26 protein-coding genes are annotated in these 25,133 nt (G+C 64.6%); 16 read left to right on the forward strand and 10 right to left on the reverse strand.

Features of this window, described 5'->3' with window-relative positions:
- Position 1 precedes the first annotated feature (1 nt).
- Together GGD65_RS26830 and ndk are read right to left on the reverse strand one after the other, a co-directional pair.
- Complete coding sequence (locus tag GGD65_RS26830; RefSeq protein WP_018317540.1) at positions 2-862, reverse strand: TerC family protein; 861 nt, start codon at positions 860-862, stop codon at positions 2-4.
- A 41-nt stretch (positions 863-903) separates the two neighbouring features.
- On the reverse strand, positions 904-1,326 hold the full coding sequence (ndk, locus tag GGD65_RS26835) for a nucleoside-diphosphate kinase (protein WP_018317541.1): 423 nt from the start codon (positions 1,324-1,326) through the stop codon (positions 904-906).
- A gap of 313 nt (positions 1,327-1,639) precedes the next feature.
- On the opposite strand from ndk, the gene GGD65_RS26840 reads away from it, so the two are divergent.
- The 3 genes from GGD65_RS26840 (at position 1,640) to GGD65_RS26850 (ending at position 4,205) form a co-directional block, all read left to right on the forward strand.
- Entirely contained in the window at positions 1,640-1,897 is a 258-nt protein-coding gene (locus tag GGD65_RS26840) for a hypothetical protein (protein ID WP_018317542.1), read from the forward strand.
- Positions 1,898-2,116: 219 nt separating this feature from the next.
- Positions 2,117-2,290, forward strand: coding sequence for a hypothetical protein (locus GGD65_RS26845; protein WP_183237158.1), 174 nt, complete (start codon positions 2,117-2,119; stop codon positions 2,288-2,290).
- Between the two features lie 52 nt (positions 2,291-2,342).
- Positions 2,343-4,205 carry an ABC-F family ATP-binding cassette domain-containing protein gene (locus tag GGD65_RS26850; RefSeq protein ID WP_183237159.1) on the forward strand — a complete coding sequence of 621 codons (1,863 nt, stop codon included), beginning with the start codon at positions 2,343-2,345 and terminating at the stop codon, positions 4,203-4,205.
- Between the two features lie 95 nt (positions 4,206-4,300).
- Here the strand turns inward: GGD65_RS26850 and GGD65_RS26855 are convergent, their stop codons facing one another.
- Positions 4,301-5,269, reverse strand: a complete 969-nt coding sequence (locus GGD65_RS26855; RefSeq protein ID WP_183237160.1) for a tripartite tricarboxylate transporter substrate-binding protein — start codon at positions 5,267-5,269, stop codon at positions 4,301-4,303.
- A 160-nt stretch (positions 5,270-5,429) separates the two neighbouring features.
- Positions 5,430-5,900 carry a MarR family winged helix-turn-helix transcriptional regulator gene (locus GGD65_RS26860; protein WP_183237161.1) on the reverse strand — a complete coding sequence of 157 codons (471 nt, stop codon included), beginning with the start codon at positions 5,898-5,900 and terminating at the stop codon, positions 5,430-5,432.
- A 98-nt stretch (positions 5,901-5,998) separates the two neighbouring features.
- Between GGD65_RS26860 and GGD65_RS26865 the strand changes: the two genes are divergently transcribed.
- Together GGD65_RS26865 and GGD65_RS26870 are read left to right on the forward strand one after the other, a co-directional pair.
- Entirely contained in the window at positions 5,999-6,367 is a 369-nt protein-coding gene (locus GGD65_RS26865; protein ID WP_026201869.1) for an antibiotic biosynthesis monooxygenase, read from the forward strand.
- Between the two features lie 25 nt (positions 6,368-6,392).
- Positions 6,393-6,857, forward strand: coding sequence for a hypothetical protein (locus GGD65_RS26870; RefSeq protein WP_092252932.1), 465 nt, complete (start codon positions 6,393-6,395; stop codon positions 6,855-6,857).
- A 56-nt stretch (positions 6,858-6,913) separates the two neighbouring features.
- Here GGD65_RS26870 and GGD65_RS26875 read toward each other — a convergent pair whose 3' ends face one another.
- The 3 genes from GGD65_RS26875 to GGD65_RS26885 form a co-directional block, all read right to left on the reverse strand.
- On the reverse strand, positions 6,914-7,399 hold the full coding sequence (locus GGD65_RS26875) for a hypothetical protein (protein ID WP_018317549.1): 486 nt from the start codon (positions 7,397-7,399) through the stop codon (positions 6,914-6,916).
- A gap of 166 nt (positions 7,400-7,565) precedes the next feature.
- Positions 7,566-8,018, reverse strand: a complete 453-nt coding sequence (locus GGD65_RS26880; RefSeq protein ID WP_018317550.1) for a DNA polymerase III subunit chi — start codon at positions 8,016-8,018, stop codon at positions 7,566-7,568.
- A gap of 6 nt (positions 8,019-8,024) precedes the next feature.
- Complete coding sequence (locus tag GGD65_RS26885) at positions 8,025-9,524, reverse strand: leucyl aminopeptidase (RefSeq protein ID WP_092252928.1); 1,500 nt, start codon at positions 9,522-9,524, stop codon at positions 8,025-8,027.
- Positions 9,525-9,862: 338 nt separating this feature from the next.
- On the opposite strand from GGD65_RS26885, the gene lptF reads away from it, so the two are divergent.
- The 9 genes from lptF (at position 9,863) to GGD65_RS26930 (ending at position 20,011) form a co-directional block, all read left to right on the forward strand.
- Positions 9,863-11,032: an LPS export ABC transporter permease LptF gene (gene lptF, locus GGD65_RS26890; protein ID WP_018317552.1), complete on the forward strand. Its 1,170-nt coding sequence runs from the start codon at positions 9,863-9,865 to the stop codon at positions 11,030-11,032.
- A complete protein-coding gene (lptG, locus tag GGD65_RS26895) occupies positions 11,029-12,126 on the forward strand; it encodes an LPS export ABC transporter permease LptG (RefSeq protein ID WP_018317553.1) in 1,098 nt (365 codons plus the stop codon). Before lptF ends, lptG begins: the two co-directional genes overlap by 4 nt.
- Positions 12,126-14,615, forward strand: a complete 2,490-nt coding sequence (locus GGD65_RS26900; RefSeq protein WP_026201870.1) for an LPS-assembly protein LptD — start codon at positions 12,126-12,128, stop codon at positions 14,613-14,615. Before lptG ends, GGD65_RS26900 begins: the two co-directional genes overlap by 1 nt.
- 69 nt (positions 14,616-14,684) lie before the next feature.
- Entirely contained in the window at positions 14,685-15,620 is a 936-nt protein-coding gene (locus GGD65_RS26905; RefSeq protein ID WP_018317555.1) for a SurA N-terminal domain-containing protein, read from the forward strand.
- Complete coding sequence (gene pdxA, locus GGD65_RS26910) at positions 15,620-16,660, forward strand: 4-hydroxythreonine-4-phosphate dehydrogenase PdxA (RefSeq protein WP_183237162.1); 1,041 nt, start codon at positions 15,620-15,622, stop codon at positions 16,658-16,660. Before GGD65_RS26905 ends, pdxA begins: the two co-directional genes overlap by 1 nt.
- Positions 16,657-17,514: a 16S rRNA (adenine(1518)-N(6)/adenine(1519)-N(6))-dimethyltransferase RsmA gene (rsmA, locus tag GGD65_RS26915; RefSeq protein ID WP_179730699.1), complete on the forward strand. Its 858-nt coding sequence runs from the start codon at positions 16,657-16,659 to the stop codon at positions 17,512-17,514. The genes pdxA and rsmA overlap by 4 nt, the downstream gene beginning before the upstream one ends.
- Before the next feature lie 72 nt (positions 17,515-17,586).
- Entirely contained in the window at positions 17,587-18,645 is a 1,059-nt protein-coding gene (locus GGD65_RS26920) for an alcohol dehydrogenase (RefSeq protein WP_183237163.1), read from the forward strand.
- Positions 18,646-18,714: 69 nt separating this feature from the next.
- Positions 18,715-18,951 (forward strand): hypothetical protein, encoded by a 237-nt coding sequence (locus tag GGD65_RS26925; RefSeq protein WP_018317559.1) that lies wholly within the window; start codon positions 18,715-18,717, stop codon positions 18,949-18,951.
- 340 nt (positions 18,952-19,291) lie between these two features.
- Positions 19,292-20,011 (forward strand): Crp/Fnr family transcriptional regulator, encoded by a 720-nt coding sequence (locus GGD65_RS26930; RefSeq protein WP_183237164.1) that lies wholly within the window; start codon positions 19,292-19,294, stop codon positions 20,009-20,011.
- Between the two features lie 114 nt (positions 20,012-20,125).
- On the opposite strand, the gene GGD65_RS26935 is transcribed toward GGD65_RS26930, so the two are convergent.
- Positions 20,126-20,863 carry a Crp/Fnr family transcriptional regulator gene (locus tag GGD65_RS26935; protein ID WP_018317561.1) on the reverse strand — a complete coding sequence of 246 codons (738 nt, stop codon included), beginning with the start codon at positions 20,861-20,863 and terminating at the stop codon, positions 20,126-20,128.
- Between the two features lie 159 nt (positions 20,864-21,022).
- Between GGD65_RS26935 and GGD65_RS26940 the strand changes: the two genes are divergently transcribed.
- Together GGD65_RS26940 and GGD65_RS26945 are read left to right on the forward strand one after the other, a co-directional pair.
- Complete coding sequence (locus GGD65_RS26940; RefSeq protein WP_092252911.1) at positions 21,023-21,256, forward strand: hypothetical protein; 234 nt, start codon at positions 21,023-21,025, stop codon at positions 21,254-21,256.
- 17 nt (positions 21,257-21,273) lie between these two features.
- Positions 21,274-21,975, forward strand: a complete 702-nt coding sequence (locus tag GGD65_RS26945; RefSeq protein WP_018317563.1) for a Crp/Fnr family transcriptional regulator — start codon at positions 21,274-21,276, stop codon at positions 21,973-21,975.
- 51 nt (positions 21,976-22,026) lie between these two features.
- Here the strand turns inward: GGD65_RS26945 and GGD65_RS26950 are convergent, their stop codons facing one another.
- Positions 22,027-22,641 (reverse strand): cupin domain-containing protein, encoded by a 615-nt coding sequence (locus tag GGD65_RS26950; protein WP_183237165.1) that lies wholly within the window; start codon positions 22,639-22,641, stop codon positions 22,027-22,029.
- Between the two features lie 122 nt (positions 22,642-22,763).
- A complete protein-coding gene (locus GGD65_RS26955; protein WP_246783413.1) occupies positions 22,764-24,386 on the reverse strand; it encodes a hypothetical protein in 1,623 nt (540 codons plus the stop codon).
- Positions 24,387-25,133: the final 747 nt, after the last annotated feature.

The following is a 25,133-nucleotide window of genomic DNA, read 5'->3' on the forward strand; positions in this document are numbered from 1 at the left end:
CCTACTCCGCCGACGCCCGGGCGTGGCGCTCGGACGATTCCAGCGCCGCTGCGGTCAGCTTGCGGCGGCGCCAGATGGTGCCGACCACCAGCACGACGATGACGCCGAGCGCGGCGCAGAAATATTCGCCGCCGGCTCCGCCATGGCCGAATTGCGGCGGGATGCGCAAGGCACCGAGCATGCTGTCGAGAGAGGCACCGAACGGACCGTCGAACAGCGTGTGCAGCTTCGGCGCGACACCGGGATCGGTCGCCATCACCTCGCCCGCGATCCAGCCGAGCAGCGCAGCACCGGCCCAGACCAGCACCGGCAGCTTTTCGAGCAGCGCCATGATCAGCGCCGCACCGGCGACGATCAGCGGCACGCTGATGGCAAGGCCGAGGATCAGGAGCGGCACGCTGCCATTGGCGGCGGCTGCGACCGCAATGACGTTGTCGAGCGACATGACGATGTCGGCGACCACGACGATCTGGATGGCCTGCCACAGATGCGAGGCCGCGTCGACGTCGTCGTCCTCGTCATGCTCCGGCACGAGGAGCTTGGCCGCGATCACGATCAGGGCGAGACCGCCGATCAGCTTGAGATAGGGCAACTCCATCAGTGTCGCGACGATGCCGGTGAAGATGATCCGCAGCATCACGGCTGCGCCGGCACCGAAGATCATGCCCCACAGCCGGTGTCGCGGCGAGAGGCCGCGGCACGCCAGCGCGATCACCAGCGCGTTGTCGCCGGACAGAAGGATGTTGATCCAGATGATCTTGCCGACCGCAATCCAGAAGGTCGGTTCGGCCATCTCGTTGCGAAACTGGGTGAAGAATGCCCCGATCGTCGCGGGATCGAAGATCTGCCAGAGCCAGCTCACAATAGGTCCCCTCGCCCAGTCTCTAAATTACGGCCGGCTGATCAGCCGACGATCTCGTTGCCCGAGAAGAACTGCGCGATCTCGATCGCGGCGGTCTCCGGCGCATCCGAGCCGTGTGCGGAATTCTCGCCGATCGACTTGGCGTAGAGCTTGCGGATGGTGCCGTCGGCGGCCTTGGACGGATCGGTCGCGCCCATCGCGTCGCGGTACTTGGCGATGGCGTTCTCGGCTTCCAGCACCTGGACGACGACCGGGCCCGAGGTCATGAACTCGACGAGCTCGCCGAAGAACGGCCGCGCCTTGTGGACGGCATAGAAGGTCTCGGCCTGTTCCTTGGTCATGCGGATGCGCTTCTGCGCGACGATGCGCAGGCCCGCCTTTTCGATCACGGCGTTGACGGCGCCGGTCAGGTTACGCGCGGTCGCGTCGGGCTTGATGATCGAGAAAGTGCGTTCGATGGCCATAATCTTGTCCTTGGAAGAAAAGCGGTGGTTGTCGAGTTGCGGGGCTTATATCGGCGCCTTTGCCATCCGGCAAGCGACCGCCGATATGACGTCACAGACGCTTCGCCGCAGGACCGGACCCCTGCAGTTTCAATCTGGATTACGACAATTTCACCCAGATGAACCCAATCTGAAGCCCCTGTCAGGATTCGGTTCAGCCTCGCCGGCGTAGGGTTGGCCCCATCGAAACCGAGCCCGATCACAGGGCGGACCGTTTCGGCGGCCTTTCCATCGACGCGGATGCCCCCGCGCCGGCAGTTTTGAGGAGATCACCATGTTGAGGAAACTTTCGCTTGCCGCTGTCGCTGCGGTTGCGCTGGGTGCCGCGCTGGCGCCGACCTCGGCTTCCGCCCACTGGCACGGTGGCGGCCCGGGCTGGCACGGCGGCGGCGGAGGCTGGCACCGCGGCCACGGCTGGGGCGGACCGCGCTTCTATGCCCCCGTCTCCTACGGTTATGGCGGCTGCTATGTGCGCCGGCTGGTCCCGACCCCCTGGGGACCCCGCTGGCGGATGATCAACCGCTGCTACTGAGCCCGACAGCACCTTGACTTAAAGGCTACCGCCCCCCACGGTTGCCTTCCAAGAGAAGCCCCGGCGATCCCCCCGCCGGGGCTTCGCATTTTGGGCGGATATTGCGGGGTTCATACAATTTTGACGAGAATGCCGGCATTCCCCCAAAAACCGCGAAACCATTTTGGGGGCCAATGACTTGGTACCGTGTCCTTACTTTGAGCACACGGAACCTGCGCGATGGCTGGCCTTTTTGCCAATGACAGCGAACAGATCGATCGGCGGACCAGCCGCTCGATTTGCGATGCGGTGGGCGAACGGCTCCAGCAGAGCCTGCGTCCCGAACCTCAGCTCCCGACCCACCTCGAGCGGCTCATGAACGAGCTGAGGCAGCGCGACCGCGACTCGCATTGAGCGGCTAAGAAAAACGGGTTGCGTTCGACGCGCCTTGCGGTGACAAGGCCGCATGCTTGTCATCACCGACCTCTCCCTCCGCCTCGCCGGACGCCTTCTGATTGACCAGAGTTCCGTGCAGATCACGCCGGGATCGCGCGTCGGCCTGGTCGGACGCAACGGCACCGGCAAGTCGACGCTGTTCAAGGTGATCCGCGGGGAGCTCGCGGCCGAGCACGGCTCGGTGACCCTGCCGCCGCGCTGGAGCGTCGGCAGCCTCGCCCAGGAAGCCCCGAACGGACCCGACAGCCTGATCTCCGTCGTGCTCAAGGCCGATCTCGAACGCGACGCGCTGCTCGCGGAAGCCGAGTGCGCGACCGACCCGCACCGGATCGCCGAGATCCAGACCCGGCTGGTCGACATCGACGCGCATTCGGCGCCGAGCCGCGCCGCCGCGATCCTCTCCGGCCTCGGCTTCTCCGCCGCCGATCAGCTCCGCCCCTGCGCCGAGTTCTCCGGCGGCTGGCGCATGCGCGTCGCGCTCGCCGCGACGCTGTTCGCAGCCCCCGATTTGTTGCTGCTCGACGAGCCCACCAACTATCTCGACCTCGAGGGAACGTTGTGGCTGGAGGATCATCTCGCGCATTATCCGCGCACGGTGATCGTGATCAGCCACGACCGCGACCTCCTCGAAAGCTCGGTCGACCAGATCCTGCATCTGGAGCGCGGCAAGCTCACGCTCTACAAGGGCACCTATTCCTCGTTCGAGGAGCAGCGCGCCGCGCGCGAGCTGCTCGATGCCAAGCAGGTCAAGCGCCAGGAAGCCGAGCGCGCCCGGCTGCAAGCTTTCGTCGACCGCTTCAAGGCCAAGGCTTCGAAAGCCCGCCAGGCACAGTCTCGCGTGAAAATGCTGGAGCGGCTGAAGCCGATTACCGCGCTGGTCACCGAGGACGTGCGCGAGATCAGCTTTCCGGCGCCGGAGAAGATCCTGTCCCCGCCGATCATCGCGGTCGACAACGCTTCCGTCGGCTACGATCCCGCGGCGCCCGTGCTCGGCCGCGTCACGCTGCGCATCGACAATGACGATCGCATCGCGCTGCTGGGCGCCAACGGCAACGGCAAGTCGACGCTCGTCAAGCTGCTCGCCGGAAGGCTCGCGCCGTTCTCCGGCAAGGTGACGCGCGCGGACAAGCTGTCGATCGCCTATTTCGCGCAGCATCAGCTCGACGAGCTGAACGAGGACGCCTCGGCCTATGACCACGTTCGCAAGCTGATGGGCGATGCGCCCGAAGCCAAAGTGCGGGCACGCGCAGGCGCGATCGGTTTTTCGGGCAAGGCGGCCGACACCAAGGCCGGCAAATTGTCGGGCGGCGAGAAGGCGCGGCTGCTGCTGGGCCTTGCGACCTTCTTCGGCCCCAACATGATCATCCTGGACGAGCCGACCAACCATCTCGATATCGACAGCCGTGCCGCGCTGGCCGAAGCCATCAACGAATTCCCCGGCGCCGTCATCATGGTCTCGCACGACCGCTATCTGATCGAGGCCTGCGCAGACCGGCTTTGGATCGTCGCCGACCGCACCGTCACTAATTACGACGGCGACCTCGACGAATATCGCCGCCTGGTGCTGTCCACGCGCAACGCCGAGCCCGCGCCGCGCGAGCGCAGTGTCGCGAGCGAGAAACCGCAGCGCGCGCGGCCCGACAATCGCGGCTCGCTGAAGAAACGCATCACCGAAGCCGAAGCCGAGATCGCCCGCGTCAGCGACATCATCACCAAGATCGACACCGCCCTCGCCTTGCCCGACATTTTTACGCGCGATCCCAAGCAGGCCGCACAGCTGTCAAAGGCGCGCGCCAATGCCGCCGATGCGCTGGCGCGCGCGGAGGAGCAGTGGCTCGAGGCGAGCACGCAGTTCGACGAGGCTGCGGGCTGAATCCAAATCTGGGAAAACAACCCCATGCACAGTAGCGGTAATAAATCACCCTGCATCAAGTAGCTGGCCACGCTACCCTTCATGGGATTGTCCGCTCAGTCCGCGAACTGCCCGGCCGCCTTGATGATCGGAGCCCAGCGGTCGACTTCGCTCGTCAGCATCGCGCCCAGCGCCTCAGGCGTCGCCTTGTCCTGCGGCACCGGCTCGGTGTTGATGTCGTTGAACCGGGCGATCAGCGCCGGATCCTTGAGCGCCGCCTGCAGCGCGGCCGTCAGCTTCTGCACGACCGCGGGCGGAGTGCCCTTGGGAGCATAGAGGCCATGCCAGACGCCGAGTTCGAACCGCTTGAGGCCCGCCTCATCGGCCGTCGGCAGATCGGGCAGACTCTTCAGCCGCTCCTTGGTGGTGATCGCGTAGGCCTTGACCTGCTTGGCCGTGATCGGCCCGGTGGTGTTGGTCGCCTGGTCGCAGGTGAGATCGATCTGCTTGCCGAGCAGATCGTTCATGATCGGGCCGTTGCCCTTATAGGGCACCGTGGTGAGCTGCTTCTGGATCGCGGTCATGAGCAGCATGCCGCAGAGATGCGATGCCGCACCTAACCCGGCATTGGCGTAGGTCAGCTTGTCGCCCTGCTGCTGGGCGTAGGCGACCAGCTCCTTGAGCGTGTTGGCCGGAAAATCCGGACGCGCAATGATCGTCATCGGCGCGTTGGTCACGAGGCCGATCGGCGCAAACGCCGTCTTCGTGTCATAGCTGAGATTGCGGTACAGGGTCGCGGCGGTCGAGATGCCGACGTGATGGATCAGCAGTGTGTAGCCGTCGGGCTGGGCGCGCGCGGCGCGGGTCGTGCCGATGGTGCCGCCGGCGCCGGTCGCGTTCTCGACAACGATTTGCTGTCCCAGCGACTTCCCCATGCCTGCGGCCGTCAGGCGCGCGATGGTGTCGGTCGGCCCGCCCGCCGCGAATGGAACCAGCATGGTGATGGGCCTCGTCGGATAGTCCTGGGCAACGGCCGCGCCGAGCGGCAGAAGCAGAGCCGATACGAGGGCAATCGAGAACCGCATAGTCTCCTCCAGATTTTTATAGCTCCATATGAGCGCATTCCTGGCCGCAAGACCATCAGGAAAGCGGCTCATCAGAAGCGTGCAGCAATTGTTCGGCCGCAGCGGCGTTCCGGGAACATGTCGCGAAGAGCTGCCGTCAATTGCGCCCGCTCGCCCTGCACTAGGTCTGGCTCTCTGTCTCGTTCTCGAGCTTCGTCCGCAGGTCTGCAACGACGCGATGAACGGTTTGCAGGTCCTTGACCGTAAGCCCCTCCGAAAGGCCGTTGACCCACGGCGCCTGCAAAGCCATGGCGGCATCGAAAGCATGCCGTCCCTTGTCGGTCAGAACGACAAGCTGCGCTCGGCGGTGATGCGGGTTGGCCTCGAAAGCAACGAGGCCTTCCGCGTGCAGGTCATTGACGATCCGCTGCACGTTCTGGCGATTGGCCCCCAGATCGCGGGCAAGCCAAGCCACCGGCTGGGGGCGCTCCGCGTGCACGATGGCGCCGAGAATCTGCCAGCGAGCGCTCGTGAGCCCGAGCCGGGCGACCAAGCGGTCCCCTGCGGTCAGGAGCAGGCTATTCAGCCGGAACAGGTCAAGCACGAGGTTCGACAGCGCATCGCCGGCCGGCGTTCGCAAGGATTTCGGCATCCGTCACCATAAACTGTTATTGACATCATGATGTCAAATATCTAAGGTGTGTATAGTACCACATTGACACCATATTGCCATATCGAATGGAGCCTGCCATGGCGCACCTACGTCCTTTGGACCCTAACTTTCCCATCGAACGTCAGCTTGGCATCGACACCAGCCCTGCGGTGCTGGTGAATGTGTTCACGCTCGACAAGACCGACGAGCAGAGCTTCCTCCAGGTTTGGCAGGACGATGCAGCCTTCATGAAGCGGCAGCCGGGCTTCATTGCCACCCAGCTTCACCGCGCGATCGGCGATAGCCCGACATATCTGAACTATGCCGTCTGGGAATCGACGGCCCACTTCCGGGCTGCATTCACGCATCCTGAGTTCAGATCGAAAATCGCAGCCTATCCCTCATCTGCCGTCGCCTCTCCGCACCTGTTCGAAAAGGTCGCCGTGCCCGGCATCTGTGTGGCGTAGCGCGCTTCGAAACGGCAGGACCCCGATGACCAGGATCATCCACCCCGTCGCGGGCGCGGTCGCGCTGACGACGATTGCGACCTTCTGGCTCTCCACGGCTCTCACCGAGCTATTTGCGTCGCACGCGAGCATAGCCACGGTGAAAATGGCCATACCCTGGGGCTTCCTGTTGCTGGTTCCGGCGTTGGCGGTGACGGGAGGCTCAGGATTTTTCCTGGCAAAGGGACGACGTGGTGGCGTGATCGGCGCGAAGATCAAGCGCATGCCGTTCATCGCCGGCAACGGCATCCTGCTTCTCATTCCTGCCGCGTTGTTTCTTGCGTTCAAGGCGAAGGCCGCGGAGTTCGACACCACGTTCTATGCGGTACAGACTCTCGAATTGTTGGCCGGCGCGATGAACATCGCTCTTCTCGGCCTCAATATGCGCGACGGCTTCAAGATGAAGAGCCGGTTCCGCGTTCGCCAGCCCGATCGCTTGCCGGTGCTCTGACGGCGCGCGCGAACCCGGCTTTCGATCGGGTCCGCCACGCTCGCAGGCGGTCCCGCCTACGCGTGCTTCTTCTTCGGCTTCACCGCCCTCGGCGCTGGCTGCGGATCGGGATTGCCCTCGATTGACGACAGACGTCCAGCCGTGAAGGTGTAGATGCCGGCGCGCGGTCCCGTGGCCCAAGTGACGACGGCAACGCGGCGACCGGCGGCGTCATTGGAGAGATTGATGTTCGATGGCGCGCCGATGCCGCGCACCACGTCGCATTCGGTATGGCCCAGCGCGACCGTACCGCCCATCGGCGCCGGAGCCGTCGTCGATGCGTTGGCATCGGCCGGCCCGGGAGGCGGCGCCATGCCGGGACAGGCGCCGTCAGCGCTGACGAGATCCTCAGCTCCGACCGGCTTGTCGGGGGTCAGCGGCGGGGATTCGATCGAGATGTTCTTGATGAACAGCCGGCTCGGCGTGTTGAACCATTGTGCGTCCTTCGACAGCAGATCGGACGCGCCCGAGCAGCCGGCGAGCAGCGGAGCCGCGGCAGCCAAAGCAACAAGAAGCGACCTGGGAAGCTTTTGATGTCGCACGATAAACCAAATTCCCCGCGTGAAGGACCAGCCCTAAGCGATTGTCCCAACATCACTTTGCGGCACGAAGGTGACAAAAGCCAGCATCGCCCGAAAAGTGCAAATTATCATTAATTGCGAAGGACCCCTAATTCCGACGCTGCCACCGGCCCCGCTCGTCGGCCTGCCAATAGGTGACATCAAATCCCCGCTCCTTGCAATCCGTCCAGGCGCTGCGGGCAAGCGCGAGTGCATCCGGATCGTCGCCGTTGAACAGCAGCACCATGCGCGCATAACCCTGCGCGTCCTGCGGCAAGGCCGCATTGTCGACCAGGAATCGGACATGGGCGCCGTTGGGATTGCCCTCCTCGATCGCCAGCACGATCGGCTGATCGGCGGCATCGTTCACGCGCCATGTCGCATGCGGCAGGAAGGAATCGTCGCGGTAGGTCCATAAATGCGCGTCGAGCGCATCGGCGCGCTCTTCCGAGGTCGACTGCACCACGACGCGCCATCCGCGCTCGAGCGATTTCTCGAGAAGCGGCGGCAACACGTTCTCCACCGTCATGTTTTGCAGATGATAGAACAGGACTTCGGTCATCTCAGATCATTTGCGCTCGTAATGGTCGGCGACGAGACGGTCGAGCAGGCGGACGCCATAGCCGCTTGCCCAGCTCTGGTTGATGTCGGTCTTCGGCGCGCCCATGGCGGTGCCGGCGATGTCGAGATGGGCCCAGGGCGTGCCATCGACGAAACGCTGCAGGAACTGCGCGGCGGTGATCGAGCCGCCGTGGCGACCGCCGGTGTTCTTCATGTCGGCGAACTGGGAATCGATCAGCTTGTCGTATTCGGGACCGAGCGGCATGCGCCAGACCTTGTCGCCGCTCTCGATGCCGGCCGCCAGCAGGCGTTCGGCGAGCTCATCATTGTTGGAGAACATGCCGGCATGCTCGGTGCCGAGCGCGACCACGATCGCGCCGGTCAGTGTCGCCAGATCCACCATGAATTTCGGCTTCACCTTCTTGGCGACGTACCAGAGCACGTCGGCCAGCACGAGGCGGCCTTCCGCGTCGGTGTTGATGATCTCGATGGTCTGGCCCGACATCGAGGTGACGATGTCGCCCGGCCGCTGCGCATTGCCGTCGGGCATGTTCTCGACGAGGCCGATGGCGCCGACCACATTGACCTTGGCCTTGCGCGCGGCAAGCGCGTGCATCAGACCGACGACGCAGGCCGCGCCTCCCATGTCGCCCTTCATGTCCTCCATGCTGCCGGCTGGCTTGATCGAGATGCCGCCGGTGTCGAAGCAGACGCCCTTGCCGACGAAGCTCACGGGCGCCTCGCCCTTCTTGCCGCCGTCCCAGCGCATGATCACGGTGCGGCTCGGCCGCGCCGAGCCCTGGCCGACGCCGAGCAGCGCGCCCATGCCGAGCTTCTGCATCGCCCTGACGTCGAGCACCTCGACCTTGACGCCGAGCTTGCGGAGCTGACTGGCGCGGCGAGCGAATTCCTCGGGGAAGAGCACGTTCGGCGGCTCGTTGACGAGGTCGCGCGCGATGATCACGCCGTCGACGACGTGGCCGGCCGAGGCAAACGCCTTCTTCGCGGCAGCGGCATCGCCGACCGCCAGCGAGATGTCGGCGCGCGAGCCGCCCTCCTCGCCGTCCTTCTTCTTCGTCTTGTAGCGGTCGAACTTGTAGGCGCGCAGGCGCAGGCCCGAGGCGATCGCGACCGCCTGCTCGCTCGTCATCGCGCCACTGGGCAGTTCCGCCATGATCGTCATGGCGGCCGCCCCGGCGGCAAGCTTGCCCGCCGCCACACCACCGAATTTGAGGAAATCGTTCGCCTTCAGGCCGGCCGCCTTGCCGGCGCCGATCACGAGCAGACGGGTGGCCTTGACCCCTTCCGGCGCCAGGATGTCGAGTGCTGCCCCGCTCTTGCCCTTGAAGGCGGCGGCGGCGGCCGCACGCTTCACGAGTTCGATAGCGCCGCCCAGCGCCTTGGCCGTCGCCGGACCAACCTTCAGACTATCGTCGCAGAACACGACCATGATGCCACGGGCGGCGGCAGACAACGGGACAAAGCCGACCTTGATGGCATCGGACATGGGTAACTCCTTCAAAAACTTGGTCTTTTTGCTGCTCACGGTCCCTGGCCAGGGCCGGACATGAACGGCGATTCACTGAGCCATCTGCACTATGGGCCAGCGCCCCGGCAGATGCCAAGCACCCCCCGTGGCCTCAAGGTCACAACGAGCGAAATATTAACCATATATTGAGGGTGCCACGGGGCAGCCATTTTGTTGACGGATCAAAGGGATGGTAGTGAGAGAGTGAGCTGGCGGAAGAGGCGCTGGCCAACCTTGGGGATCCCCTGATCGGGGATTGGTTGGACAGCGGAGTTTCGGCCGACATTGGGGACTTGGTGGGATTCGTGCGGTAGCGCATGGGGTCGATCGATAGGTATATCTTCCGCACGACGCTGGCGTCGTTTGCGCTGATCCTGGTCAGCCTCACTGGCGTGATCTGGATTACGCAGGCGTTGCGCGGCATCGACCTGATGACGAGCCAGGGTCAGACCATCCTCACCTTCCTGGGCATCACCAGCCTCGTCGTGCCGGCCCTGGTCCTGATCATCTCGCCGATCGCGCTGATGATCGCGATCTCGCACACGCTGAACAAGCTCGCGACCGATTCCGAAATCATCGTGATGAATGCCGCCGGCCTGTCGCCGTTCCGGCTGTTCTATCCGTTCTTTTACGCCACCTGCGTGGTGGCGCTGCTGGTTGCGTTCATAGCGGCATATCTCGCCCCCGACGGCATGCGGCGGATCAAGCAGTGGGATGCCGAGATCACCGCGGACGTGCTCACCAACATCCTGCAGCCCGGCCGCTTCGCCCAGCTCGACAAGAACCTCACGATCCGGATTCGCGAACGCCAGCCCGGCGGCATCCTTGCCGGCATCTTCATCGACGACCGCCGCGATCCGAACGAGCGCGTCTCGATCGTCGCCGAGCACGGCGAGGTCGTTAAGAACGAGACCGGCTCGTTCCTGGTGCTGGAGACCGGCAATCTCCAGCGCTTCGAGGCGGGCAAGCGCGATCCCGCGCTGGTGGCCTTCGGCCGCTACGGCTTCGACATGTCGAAGTTCTCCAACCAGGGCCGCGACGTCACCCTCGGCATCCGCGAGCGCTATCTCTGGGAGCTGCTTGCGCCGTCCGATAACGACCCCGTCTACAAGCAGATCCCCGGCCAGTTCCGCTCGGCCCTGCATGACAGCCTGCTCGCGCCGATCTATCCCTTCGCCTTCGCCGTGCTGACCTTCGCCTTCCTCGGTGCGCCCCGCACCACCCGCCAGAGCCGTAATTTCTCGATCGGCACTTCGGTCGTTGCGGTGTTTGGCCTGCGCATGGCCGGCTTTGCCTGCTCGGTGATGGCGGTGAAATCGCCGAGCCCGGTGCTGGTGCAATATGCGATGGTCATGGGCGCCATCGGCATCGGGCTGTGGATGATCATCCGCGGCGTTGTGGTCGAGCCGCCCCCTGGCCTCATGGAGGCCATCAACAGGTCGAACGCGCGCATCGCGCGGCTGTTCGGACGGCCGGCCACCGCATGAGCATGCTCACCAACACACTCGGACGCTATTTCGCCGGCCGCTTCGTGGTCGCGGCGCTCGGCGTGTTCTTGGGCATTTTCCTGCTGCTGGTGCTGGTCGACTACATCGAGATGGTGCGCAAGACCTCGGGGCTGGCGTCCGCCTCGGCGCTCATGGTGGCCGAGACCTCGCTGTTCAGGGTGCCGCAACTGCTGGAGAAGCTGACGCCGTTCTGCATGCTGATCGGCGCCATGACCTGCTATCTCGCCCTCTCCCGCCGGCTCGAGCTCGTGGTTGCGCGCGCCGCCGGCATCTCCGCATGGCAGTTCATCTCACCGGCGCTCGGCAGCGCGCTCCTGATCGGGGTGATCGCAACCGTCGCCTACAATCCCATGTCGGCGAATCTGCGTGAGCTCTCCAAGCGCATGGAAGCCGAGCTGTTCGGCTCGGCGCCCGGCGGCGGCATCCAGGACGCCTCCGGCTTCTGGCTCAATCAGGTGACCAGCGACGGCCAGACCATCATCAACGCCGCGCGCAGCGAGCAGCAGGGCGTCCGACTCACCGGCCTGACGCTGTTCCGCTTTGACACAGACAGTCACTTCAAGGAGCGGATCGAGGCGCGCGAGGCGACACTGGAGTCCGGCCATTGGCTGTTCAAATCCGTTCGCCGCTTCTCGCTGGACTCCCCGCCGATCGACCAGGCCACCTTGGAGATTCCAACGACGCTCACCGAGGCGCAGGTCCGCAACAGCTTTTCCACCCCCGAGACTGTGTCCTTTTGGCAACTACCGAGCTACATCCGCTCATCCGAAAGCTCAGGCTTCGCGACAGCCGGATACCGACTCCAGTATCAGAAGCTTCTGGCACAGCCGTTTTTGCTTGCGGCAATGGTGATGCTCGCGGCCTCCGTGTCGTTGCGCTTCTTCCGGATGGGCGGCGTGCAGAAGATGGTTTTGAGTGGCGTGGGCGCAGGCTTTCTGCTCTACGTTCTGTCGAAAGTGACTGAAGACTTGAGCAAGGCTGAGTTGATGCATCCGATCGCTGCGGCGTGGTTGCCCGTAGTGGTGGGCGGCCTCACCGGCTTTTTGGCCTTGTTGTACCAGGAGGACGGTTAGTGACTGCCGTCCATCGAGGACCCGTGTCTCGTTTGACGCGCCGCATCGTGATGCGCGCGAACGGGTCCGGCTTGTCTCTTCGCAGGCTCATGATGGCTGTCGCTGCCGTGGCATCGCTCGGCGCGCTGATCGATGTTGCCGCCGTGGCCCCCGCCTCGGCCCAGAGCTTCACCTATAATCCGCTGCCGCCGCGTCCGAAGCCGCCGAAAGCCGCCAACGACAACCAGATGCTGGTTCAGGCGACCGAGGTCGACTACGACTACAACAATTCGCGCGTCTCCGCGGTCGGTAACGTCCAGCTGTTCTACAACGGCACCAGCGTCGAGGCCGACAAGGTCATCTACGACCAGAAGACCAAGCGGCTGCATGCCGAAGGCAACATCCGCATGACGGATGCCGACGGCAAGATCACCTATGCCGAGATCATGGATCTCTCCGACGATTACCGCGACGGTTTCGTCGATTCGCTGCGTGTGGACACCGCCGACCAGACCCGCATGGCCGCGAGCCGCGCCGACCGCTCCAGCGGCAATTACACGGTGTTCGAGAACGGCGTCTACACGGCCTGCGCGCCGTGTAAGGACGATCCGAAGAAACCGCCGCTGTGGCAGGTCAAGGGTGCCCGCATCATCCACGACCAGCAGGAGAAGATGCTGTATTTCGAGACGGCGCAGATCGAATTCTTCGGCGTGCCGCTCGCCTACATGCCGTATTTCTCGACGCCCGACCCGACTGTGAAGCGCAAGAGCGGCTTCCTGATGCCGGGCTATGTTTCCGGCACGTCGAACACGGGCTATGGCGTCGAGGTTCCCTATTATTGGGCGATCGCGCCCGACATGGACGCGACCATCAACCCCCGCTTCTTGTCGCGGCAAGGCGTGCTGCTGCAGGGAGAATTCCGGCAGCGCCTGATCGACGGCGCCTACCAGATCCGCGCCTATGGCATCGACCAGCTCGATCCCGGCGCGTTTGCCGGGCAGCCCGGCGACAAGCAGTTCCGCGGCGCCGTCGACACCAAGGGTCAGTTCGCGCTGAACGACAAATGGGTCTGGGGTTGGGACGGCGTCCTGATGTCCGACTACTACTTCTTCTCGGACTACCGGCTCTACCAGTACCGCGATCCGCTCGGCTCGTTCCTGCTGCTGCCGACGGAGGCGCTGTCGCAGCTCTATCTGACCGGCGTCGGCAACCGCAGCTTCTTCGACGCGCGCACGATGTACTGGCTGAGCTATTCGGGTAACCAGAGCCAGGTGCCGATCGTCTATCCGGTGATCGACTACTCCAACGTGCTCAACTATCCGGTGTTCGGCGGCGAGTTCAGCTACAAGACCAATTTCGTGAACCTGTCGCGTGACCAGGCGGTGTTCGATCCGATCACCACGATCGCGAACACCAACAGCCTGTGCACGACGGCGTCGGCCGATCCGCTCGCCCGCACGCCGTCACAGTGCCTGCTGCGCGGCTTCCCCGGCACCTACACCCGCCTCACGGCCGAGGCGCAGTGGCGCAAATCCTTTACCGATCCGCTCGGCCAGATCTGGACGCCGTTCGCCAGCCTGCGCGCCGACGCGATCAACTCCTCGGTCTCCAACCAGCCGGGCGTGTCGAACTATCTTCCCATCGGCGACACCCAGGCGTTCCGCCTGATGCCGACCGTGGGCCTGGAATACCGCTACCCCTTCATCAACGTTCAGCCCTGGGGCTCGACCACCGTCGAGCCGATCGCGCAGATCATCATCCGGCCGAACGAGACCTATGCAGGCAAGCTCCCGAACGAGGACGCCCAGAGCATGGTGTTCGACGCCTCGAACCTGTTCAGCGTCGACAAGTTCTCCGGCTACGACCGCGTCGAGGGCGGCGGCCGCGCCAATGTCGGCGTGCAGTCCACCACGCAGTTCGACAAGGGCGGCGCCGTCAAGGCCCTGTTCGGCCAGTCCTACCAGCTGTTCGGCATGAACTCCTTCGCGGTCCAGGACCCCATCAATACCGGCCTCAATTCCGGCCTGGACAAGCCGCGTTCCGATTACGTCGCGAGCGCCAGCTACTCGCCCAACAGCACCTACACGTTCAGCGTCCGCTCCCGCATGGACGAGCAGACCTGGAACGTGCAGCGCTTCGAGGCGGAAGGCCGCGCCAACTTCAATCGCTGGGCGGTCAGCGTGCTGTACGGCAGTTACGCGGCGCAGCCGGAGCTCGGCTATCTGACCCGCCGCGAGGGCATCCTGACCTCGGGCTCCATAAAGGTTGCGACCAACTGGGTGGTGTCGGGCTCGGCGCGGTGGGACCTCGAAGCCAACAAGATCAACCAGTATGTGCTCGGCGCCGGCTATGTCGACGATTGCTTCGTGCTGGCGGCGAACTACGTAACTTCGTATAGCTATTCGGCGGGCACCGCGCCGCCCGTGCTGAGCCATGCGTTCATGTTCCAGATCGGCCTGCGCACGCTGGCGACCTCGTCGACGACCAGCAGTTCCGCCGGCCTCCAGTGAACGGTTTGAAGTGCCGGCCGCGCTTGCCCCCATCACAGGCTCGACGCGGCTGACATGCGAGCGACAATCATGACGACCCCATTGCCCGTCTTCCGCCTCCTCCTCACCATCGCTGCCGGACTGGTCCTGACCGGACTGCCCTCGCCGTCGCGCGCGCAGAACATCGTCGTCATGGTCAACGGCGACCCGATCACCGATTTCGACATCGAGCAGCGCTCCAAGCTCGACCAGCTGACGACGCAGAAGACCCCGAGCCGGCAGGAGGTCATCAACGAGCTGATCGACGACAAGGTGAAGATGAAGGAGGGCAAGAAGTACGGGGTCGACCCCGGCATCTCCGACATCAACCAGTCCTACGAAGGCATGGCGCAGCGCATGCGCATCACGCCGGACCAGCTCACTAAGTCGCTCGAATCCAAAGGCGTCCGCCCCGAAACGCTGAAGGGCCGCATGAAGGCCGAGATGGTCTGGACCAGCCTGGTGCGCGGCCGCTTCAAGGAGAAGCTGCTGGTCGGCGAGCGCGACGTCGCGCAGGCCGTGCAGGCCCAGACCGGCGACAAGCTCCAGATCGAGGGCACCGAATACAAGATGCAGCCGATCGTGCTGATCGTGCCGCGCGGCTCGTCCGCGGCGTTCCTGGAAACGCGGAAGAAGGAAGCCGAGAGCTATCGCGCGCGCGTCGGAAGCTGCGAGGAGGCCAACTCGCTGTTCCGCTCGACGCCGAACGCCACCATCCGCGACAGCGTCACCAAGACCACCGCGGAGCTGCCGGAAGCGCTGCGCAAGGTGCTCGACGACACCCCGATCGGCCATTTGACCGCGCCCGAGATGACCAAGAATGGCATCGAGATGGTGGTGCTGTGCTCGCGCAAGCCGACAATGATCGACACGCCGAAGAAGCGCGAGGTCCGCGAGAAGATGTATCAGGAGAAGTACGAGAAGACCCAGAAGGCCTATCTCGACGAGCTCCGCAAGGCGGCGATGATCGAATATCGCAACCGCTGATGGCCAATCGCGCAGCCAAACCGCATAGCCTTCCCCTTGCCCTGACCCTGGGAGAGCCCGCCGGCATCGGCCCCGACATCACGATCGCAGCCTGGCTCCGGCGCCGTGAACTGAACCTGCCCGCCTTCTATCTGCTCGGCGACGAGGCGCTGATCGCCCGGCGCGCCAAGGCGCTCGCCGCCGCGCTGGGGGCCGACGTCAGGACCGCGGCGGTGCGCCCCGGAGAGGCCGCTTCCGCCTTCGCTGATGCCCTCCCCGTGGTCGCCACCGGCGAGCGCGCGACCGCCGAGCCCGGCACGCCCGACGCATCGAGCGCGCCGGCCGCGCTCGCCTCGATCCGGCAGGCGGTCACCGATGTCCGCGAGGGCCGCGCCGGCGCCGTCGTCACCAATCCGATCGCCAAGAGCGTGCTCTACCGCTCAGGCTTCCGTCATCCCGGCCACACCGAATTCCTCGCCGAGCTCGCCGCGGAAGGCGGCCGCGTGCCGCAGCCGGTGATGATGCTGTGGTCGCCCCGGCTTGCCGTGGTGCCCGTGACCATCCACGTCTCGATCCGCGATGCGCTGGCAGAGCTCACCAGCGAGCTGATCGTCTCGACCGTGCGCATCGTCGCAGCCGAGCTGAAATCGCGCTTCGGCATCGCGCAGCCGCGTATCGCGGTCTCCGGCCTCAATCCGCATGCCGGCGAGGACGGCTCGCTCGGCCACGAGGAGCAGACGATCATCGCCCCGGCGCTTAAGGTGTTGCGTGGCGACGGCATCGAGACCAGGGGGCCGCTGCCCGCCGACACCATGTTCCACGAGGCCGCGCGCAGCACCTATGACTGCGCAATCTGCATGTATCACGACCAGGCGCTGATCCCGATCAAGACCGTCGCCTTCGACGACGCCGTCAACGTCACGCTCGGCCTGCCCTTCATCCGCACCTCACCCGATCACGGCACCGCCTTCGACATCGCCGGCACCGGCAAGGCCAATCCGGCCAGCCTGATCGCGGCGCTTCGGCTGGCCAGCCGCATGGCGGCTTCGCAAAGCCGATGAGCGCGATCGACGACCTCCCGCCGCTCCGCGAGGTCATTCGCCAGCACGCGCTGTCGGCGCGCAAATCGCTCGGCCAGAATTTCCTGCTCGACCTCAATCTCACCGCCCGCATCGCGCGCGCCGCAGCACCGCTCGACGATTCCACCATCGTGGAGATCGGCCCCGGCCCGGGCGGGCTGACACGCGCGCTGCTTGCGCTCGGCGCGAAGCGCGTCATCGCCATCGAGCATGACGAGCGGGCGATCCCGGCCTTGCAGGATATTTCCGCGCGCTATCCTGACAGGCTCGAGATCGTGCATGGCGATGCCATGACCTTCGATCCCCGCCCGCTGCTCAATGGCGAACGCGCGAAGATCGTCGCCAACCTGCCCTACAATATCGCGACCCAGCTCCTGATCGGCTGGCTCACCACCGAGCCCTGGCCGCCCTGGTACGACATGATGGTGCTGATGTTCCAGCGCGAGGTCGGCGAGCGCATCGTCGCGCGCGAGGACGAGGAGGCTTATGGCCGGCTCGGCGTGCTCGCCAATTGGCGCTGCGAGACCAAGATCCTGTTCGACATTGCGCCGTCCGCCTTCGTGCCGCCGCCGAAGGTCACCTCCTCCGTCGTGCGCCTCACGCCGCGCGCCGAGCCTCTCCCTTGCGATCGCAGGCTGCTCGAGCAGGTCGCCGCCGCCGCCTTCGGTCAGCGCCGGAAAATGCTGCGCCAGAGCCTGAAATCGCTCGGCGTCGATCCGGCGCGGCTCGCCGCCGCCGCCGGCGTCGATGCGACGCGGCGCGCGGAGACCATTCCGATATCCGGCTTTGTTGCCATGGCCCGTGAATTGGCCAATATACGAACCGAAGAAGCATGATCCGGAAAAGTGTGAAGCGGTTTTCCGAACGAGATCATGCTCAAACAATGAGATAATTTCGGAGGAAGAAATATGGCGTTGATGCGTCGGCAGTCCCTGGTCAAGTTCGATGCGCCGCTGTGCGAGACCATCGTCGACACGCCCAAGCCGCAAGGACGCGAAGTCCTGGTGCGCATCGAGCGCTGCGGCCTCTGCCATTCCGATCTGCACATCCAGGACGGCTATGCCGATCTCGGCGGCGGCAAGAAGCTCGACACCACGCGCGGCATGACGCTGCCCTTCACGCTCGGCCACGAGATCGCCGGCGTCGTCGACGAAGTCGGCCCCGACGTGCCGGCCGGCCTCATTGGCGCGAAGAAGGCCGTCTTCCCCTGGATCGGCTGCGGCCAGTGCCGCGACTGCGCCAATGGCGACGAGAATCTCTGCGTCAAGCAGCGCTTCCTCGGCGTCTCCATCGACGGCGGCTTCGCCACCCACGTGCTGGTGCCCGACGCGAAATATCTGCTCGACTACGATCCCCTGCCCGTCAACCAGGCCGCGACCTTGATGTGCTCCGGCGTCACCGCCTATGGCGCGCTCAAGCGCCTGGTCGACCGCCCGCGCCAGCGCAACCTGCTGCTGATCGGTCTCGGCGGCGTCGGCATGATGGGCCTGTCGTTCGCGCAGGCGATGTTCAAGCAGCCGATCACGGTCGCCGACCTGTCGCCAGCCGCGCGCGAGACCGCGCTGAACAACGGCGCCGCCAATGCCTATGATCCGTCCGAGCCCGACGTGATCAAGCGCATCCTGAAGGAGACCGAAGGCGGCTTCGACGAGATCGTCGATTTCGCCGGCAACGAGAAGTCGATGGCCTTTGCGGTCGCGGTCGCCGCGCGCGGCGGCAAGATCGTGGTCTCCGGCCTGATGGGCGGCCAGTTCACATTGCCGATGGTGCAATGGGTCTACAAGCGCATGACCATCGAGGGTTTCATGGTCGGAACGCTCAACGAGGCGCAGGAGCTGATGGCCCTGGCGCGCGCCGGCAAGATCAAGCCGACGCCGATGCGCGAGGAGCCGATGGGCGACGTCCAGAAATGGATCGACGAGCTTCGCGCCGGCAAGGTCGTCGGCCGCATCGTGCTGAAGAACTGAGCCGCGCGCGCGGGTCCCAAGTTGGGCCCGCGTGACGGAACGCCTGCGGCCCCGCCGCGTTGGCAGCGCATGTCCATTCGCTGCACCGTCGAAAGCGCATTCTTCATCGCCTGGAGCTGCCTGGAGCAGAGCGGCGAGCTCGGCCCGCCGGACGAGAGCGCCAACGTCATTCTCGACGCCATCGAAGGTCAGCTCAAAACCGGCGAACGCCGGCAGCTGATGCTCGCCAACAAGGCGATCGACGCCTATCGCGCGCACGCGGCGCTGCGCCGATCCTCGTGGGATCGCGAAGCACGCTTCGGCTGATGATCTTCGCCGCCCCTCGGGCCGCCGGCCCAGCGGCGTTCTGGCGGATTGAGGCCGGCGGTCCTCGGGCAAAGCGCACGGAGTACGGCGCTCGGCGCCACACGCTACGCCAATCCACAAGCCCGCTATGTTCACTCCTGAACAGACCTCGCCAGATCAACGCTGCCGGGCAGCGCACGCATGCAGCCTCGCTCCCAACTTTCCGGAAGTCCGCAAAGCCCACGCGCCAGCATCTCAACTATGCAACGGCCGCTTGTGTGCACTTTGGAACCGTCGGTTCCGCCATGGAAACGTAGGGTTCTGGCTGGCGCCGATTCCCGGCCAGCCCAGAGACGCAACTGTGACCGGTCGGCCCCCGAACGATCTGCTCCGGCAGCTCACCCACCAGGATTTCGAACTGCTCGCGCCTCACCTTCAGCCGGTCGAACTCGCGGCGAGCCACGTTCTGCATCACGCCGGCGACGACGTGGCGGCGGTGCATTTTCCCTGCGGTCCCGCACTTGTGTCGTTCGCCGTGCCGGTCGAGGACGATCGCGAGGTCGAAAGCCTGCTGGTGGGCCGCGAGGGTGCGGTGGGCATTGCCGCAGGCCGCAACCCTTCGCTGGCTTATTCGCGCATCGTTGTGAAGCTGGGCGGCAGCCTCGTCCGTCTGCCGCTGCGCGCGCTTGAGCAGGCACAGCAGCGATCAGCCACGCTCCACGAGGTCTTTTCGCGCTACGCCGACTGCCAATTCGCGCAGCTGCTGCAGACGGCGGCCTGCAACGCGGCGCATTCGATCGAGCAGCGCGCCGCCAAGTGGATCATCTCCGCGAAGGAGAGTATCGGCGGCGCCGAGATCCCCCTCACCCACGAGCAGCTCGCCGGCATGCTCGGCGTCTCCCGCAGCTATGCCAGCCGCGTCATCCAGATGTTCAAGGCAAGGCGCATCCTCGCGACCCGCCGCGGCGCCATCCTGATCCTCGACGGGACAGCGCTCGAAGCCAGAGCCTGCTGCTGCAATGATTGGGTGAGGAAGCACTTTGACGAGATGCTGGGCGGAGCGTCACCTGCCGATGGCTAAAGCGCGATGCGATCAGGATGCATCGTCATCCCGCTTTAGCTTGTTGTTCAAGCATGATCTTTTCGGAAAACCGCTGCGCACTTTTCCGGATCATGCTTTAGCATCTTTGCGGCCTCACCCCTCCGGTGGCGACTGGCGTTTCAGATGCAGATAGGCCGGGCTGAAATCGCCGAGCCGCTGCAGCTCGCGCCATTTCAGGACGATGAGCTCCCCGTCGCGCAGATCCATGGTGCCGCCCCGCCTGAGGTCAGCGAGCGTCCGGTTCACGGTCGCGATCGCCATGCCGAGCGTCTCGCCGAGCTGCACCAGGCTGATGGGCAGGCGGAAGCGATTGCCGCGGACGAGCTGCGCGGCGCGGGCGCGGTAGAACAGCTCGCAGAACAGGTGCGCCATGCGCGCCTGCATCGGCCGGGCGCTGTTGTTGGTGATGGCCTCGCGAAAGATCGAGGCATCGAGCAACGTCTCGCGCCAGACCGAGAGCGCGAAAGTGGGACGGCGCCGGAAGGCTATGAACAATTCGCGATGCGGGATGAAGGCGACCGAGGCGTGCCCGAGCGCCGAGAGCCCATGGTCCATCTGGTCGATGAACAGGCCCTGGGAGTCCGGGAGGTCACCGGAGATATGGAACGCGAGATATTGCCGTCCCCCGCTGCCGAGCAGATGGTAACGCGCCACCATGCCGGAGACGACCAGCGCCGAATGTTCAGGCTCCTCGCCCTGGCGGATGAAATCCTCGTTGGGCGCGACATCGCGCTGCGTGAAGGTGAGCGCGCGGATCTCGTCGAGATCCTCCCCGGTGAGCGCGGTGTGCTCGCTCAGGTTCCGGATCAGCACGTCGTGGGCTTTTTCCATGAGACCACCAAAAATCGCGCCGGATCTATCAAATGATACTTCTGGCCCTGGTTCAGCGGACTAGAACGCGAGACGGACGCACTGGTTGCTAATCCGTTTGCGATCATTCGGGTCGCACCCACACCATCACCTCGACCACCAACCGAGCCCGCCCTTCTCATGAGTCCTACGACGATCCTGGAGCGCATCCGCGGCCTGTTCGCATCCGATACCAGCGAACACCTCGACTGCATCAGCGATGCTTTCAAGAACGGCACGCTGCGCGAGCCGGCGCATCCGATGTCGGATCAGGAACTCGCCCACGCCATCCGCGAGTTCCGCAGCACTGAGGTCTCCGACTGGACCATCGCAAAGCTTTCGCGGCGCTTCATCGACGCGCCGCGAGAGGGCTGAAGCGCGCCACGAGACTCATGCCGCATCCGAAGTTCATCGCGCGTCTCCAGGCCATCGAAGGCCTGTCCGAGGACGAACGCCAGCAGATCGCGGGCCTGCCGTCCACGCTACGCCAGGTCGCGGACGGCGAGATCGTGCTGCGTCAAGGCGAGGCCGCCTCGCGCTGCGTCTTCGTCGTCAGCGGCTTTCTCTACCAGGCCCGCATCGTCGGCGACCGCAGCCAGATCCTCGCGTTCCACGTTCCCGGCGACATGCCCTGCCTGCACACGCTCCTGGTCACGCCGATGGATGCGGATCTCGTCGGCCTCGGCCCGACCATCGTCGGCTACGTCGCACACAGCCAGCTCCGCCAGCTGCTCGACGGCTCGATCCATCTGACCCGCGCGTTCTGGCGCGAGACGCTGATCGATGCGGCGATCTCGCGGCAATGGATCGCCCGCCTCGGCGCGCAGGCGGCCCTGCCGAAGGTCGCGCATCTGATCTGCGAGCTCGCGGCGCGGCTGGAGATCGTCGGCCTTCTCAAGGACGCCTGCTTCCAGATGCCGATGACGCAGCGGCACGTCGCCGATGCCTGTGGCCTGTCGATCGTGCACGTCAACCGCACCATTCAGGAACTACGGCATCGCGGGTTGATCGCATGGGAGGGCAGCGAGATCGAGCTGCTGCAGCCTGAAGAATTGCGCAGGCTTGCCGATTTCACGCCCGACTATCTGACCTGAGCGCGGAGGGCGAGCGCAGAGGAATGGGTGAGCGGACCGCTCTCCCTCGCGTCACGATCGCGGCCGCGCGGTCCGCCATGATGTGAGCAGCGGACCACCGCGGCCGAGGACGGGATCCTTTTTCGGCCTGCGGACCTTGGCGATGCGCTTGACGGCATCGGGACGCTCGCGCGTGTCGGTGCACTCGTCGTACGTTCCGTCGTGCGGATACGCTCCGACGACCCCAAAGTCCCGGCTGGACTCGATCATCCTGTGTCCGGTACCGGCGGGCAGCACCAGAACGTCGCCGGCTTTCACGCGGAGGACGCGTCCCTTGACGCCGCCGCACTCGAGCCTGGCCGTGCCGCGCGCCACGCCCATCACTTCGTGGACCTGCGAATGATAGTGGACGAAGTCATACACGGTGTCCCGCCACGACCGGCCCCAGCCGTTTGTATCGAACAGCGTGTCGATGATGACCTCAGGGGGATAGCGCCTGGACTTCAGATTGACCGCGCCGCGATAGAGCAACACCGGAAAACGCGGATTGTTCGGCACGATGCCATCGTCGCGAAAACGGATGGCTGCCGGCTTCCGGGCCCGCACCAGCGCCCGCAGCGTTGCCGCATCCGGATGGTCCTCCACGAGCTTCTTGGCGAGATTCTTGATCTGGTCCTTGATCGGCATGGCCTGTCCTCAGCCACGATTCAACGACGGCGGAGGTGAGAAGTTTCCAGGCGAACGGGCTTGATCGGCAGCAGGCCCCACTCTGATCTCTCTAGCGATGCCTTGCACCTCCTGAGATCGCGCTACGGCGTGATGATATCCAGCCTGTCCCGCGACGGGAGCGTTGCCTTGAAGGCCCGAAGCGCGGCGTCAACCGCCGCCGCATCGGCCAGCGGCGTGCGGTAGAAATCGACGTTCTGCCGCGACAAGGTTACGCTTCTTGTTTGGAGCACGGCGACCTTCGTCCAGCTCGATGGCACGCCTTTCTCGAACCAGCCCTCGTAAATCATGACGAGACCGACGTCGTGATCGTGGGCAAGGGCCGCCATCTCTGCCGGCCCATAATCTCCCGCCATTCTCGCCTTGCGCACCTGCTCCGAACCAAGGCCCCAGAGATCGAGCGTATAGTTGGTATTGCGATATGCAACCAAGCCGAGATCGTTGACCCCAACCGCATCTCTGTAAAACGATTGGGCGAAACGAGCCATCTGGTATTGCTGCTCGTAGATATCGCTTGCGCCTAGCGGCGAGACCACTGCCGCTGTCATGTAGGGAATCGCCGCGGTGCCGAGCCCGAAGACCACGCCGACCTTCACACGAGACCATTGCAGCGCAGAGAGCCGTGGCTTGAGTTGTGCGATGCCCCACAGCAACGCGGCTGCCGCGAGAGCCATGATGTATACCTCATACCGATTGAACCAACCGTATTGACCGCACACCAGATGGGCTCCGACGGCAACAAGAACAGCCAGAAGGACGATCAGTACCTTGCGATCGGCGCGTAGCAGACTGGCGCACCAGGCAACAGCGAGACCGAGTGCGATGAGCCGCAATCCATACGACGTCATCACGCTCCGCAGCATGTTTCTGACGATAGCGGGTAGCTCGCTCGCGGGCTGATCAAGAGTCGTCAGATAGCCCTTCAACAAGACGGAGCTCGGCAGCAACGGCAGGCCACGCGAGGCCATGAGAACGGCATAGCCCGATAGAGTGACGACAATGACTAGCGCTGCGCCGGCCGCGAAGCGGCGCTGGTCCAGCAGCGTGAACGCCGCGATTGCGGCACCGGCGAATGCGATCCCTTCGAAGCGGATGAGCGGAAGCAGCACCAGGGCGAGGAAATGGAGTGATGTTGGTGCGAACCCGCGCGCAGCCGCCACGAGACCAGCAAAGGTCACGATTGAGGCCCAGACGTGAATACTGTGCTCCATGCCGGTCATGGGCAGCGCGACGGCGCTGACACTGAAGATGAGGAGCAGCGCGATCACGCAAGCGAACGGAAGCTCGCCCACACCATCGAACAGGGCATTCGCCTCCAAGAGGCGTATGATAGCCAAGATTGTCGCACCTGCGGCTGCAACATTGATCAACAACGGACCAAACGCACCGAGATGAAGCGCTTCCGTCAGAGCCAGAAAATATGGCCAGATGATCGATGAGCTAGGCGATGAATATTCCCCGGCGTTGACCCCATATCCGCCGGACAGGATCTGGTCGGCGACCGCAAGGTGGATATACGCATCGTCGAGCGTGAAGAAGAGCCTGAAGTCGCACAGCGCCAGGACTGCGATGAGCTCCATCGCAAGCAATCCCAGCCAAACGAGTATGGCTGCAGTTGAGGGTTGAATCCAGGTATCGGCACCCAATTGTCCCGACGACGCCCTGCCTGTCTTGTCGGGGCAATCGCATTGATCGACGACAGCCATCACACTCCCCTGTCAGTCGCTCGATCACGATTGACGCCTTGCCGGGGTCCATTCCCACATCCTGCGGTTTATCTTAGCCTTCCTAACAGTCGGTGACTGCAAGGCTTGAAATTCAGGTTTCCCTTGGGCAGTCGCAGAGGTAAAGGTTTGGAACTAGGGAACGCTGGTCCGCTAGGCCGCTTGGGTCATTTGCGGTGATGGGGCGCGTTTCCGCGATGTACACGACAAACGGAGCTGACGGCGGTTCCTTGAGAGGCGTCGGGCAAAACACCCGGTCAAGCCCACCGCGCAAAAATATTCCACTTTCCCGAATTTCGGATTTGTGGCATAAGCGCCTCATCCCGGCCCTGCCAAAGGGGCGCTTCGCGATCGTCACGAGATGCGGGCCGGGTGGCGGTGGACGCGGTAGCGCCGGCGCGATCAGCCTGATGACAGGGCGGGCAACCGTGAGTCTTCAGGGGACGCGATACGACCCGGCGCGGTCACAGCGGTTTCGTCGATGCCTGGGGGCGAGCACACGCAAGCCTCCGGATATTCCGGCGGGATTGTCCGCGGACGGAGAAGTCGTGTGGTCCTGACGCCCGGGGTCTGTGCGTCAAGGCTTGCGGTGATGCGGCGGCCCGACCGGGCACGTGCATCGATCATTCCCGCAAGGCGACGGGGGCAATAGTGCATCGCTCCCCGAGGAGAGCACGAAGGACACCGTTAAAACCATCCGCGCAGGGAAGGCCGGGCGACCGGCATCAC

Source organism: Bradyrhizobium sp. CIR18 (genome assembly GCF_014198295.1).
GTDB lineage: Bacteria > Pseudomonadota > Alphaproteobacteria > Rhizobiales > Xanthobacteraceae > Bradyrhizobium.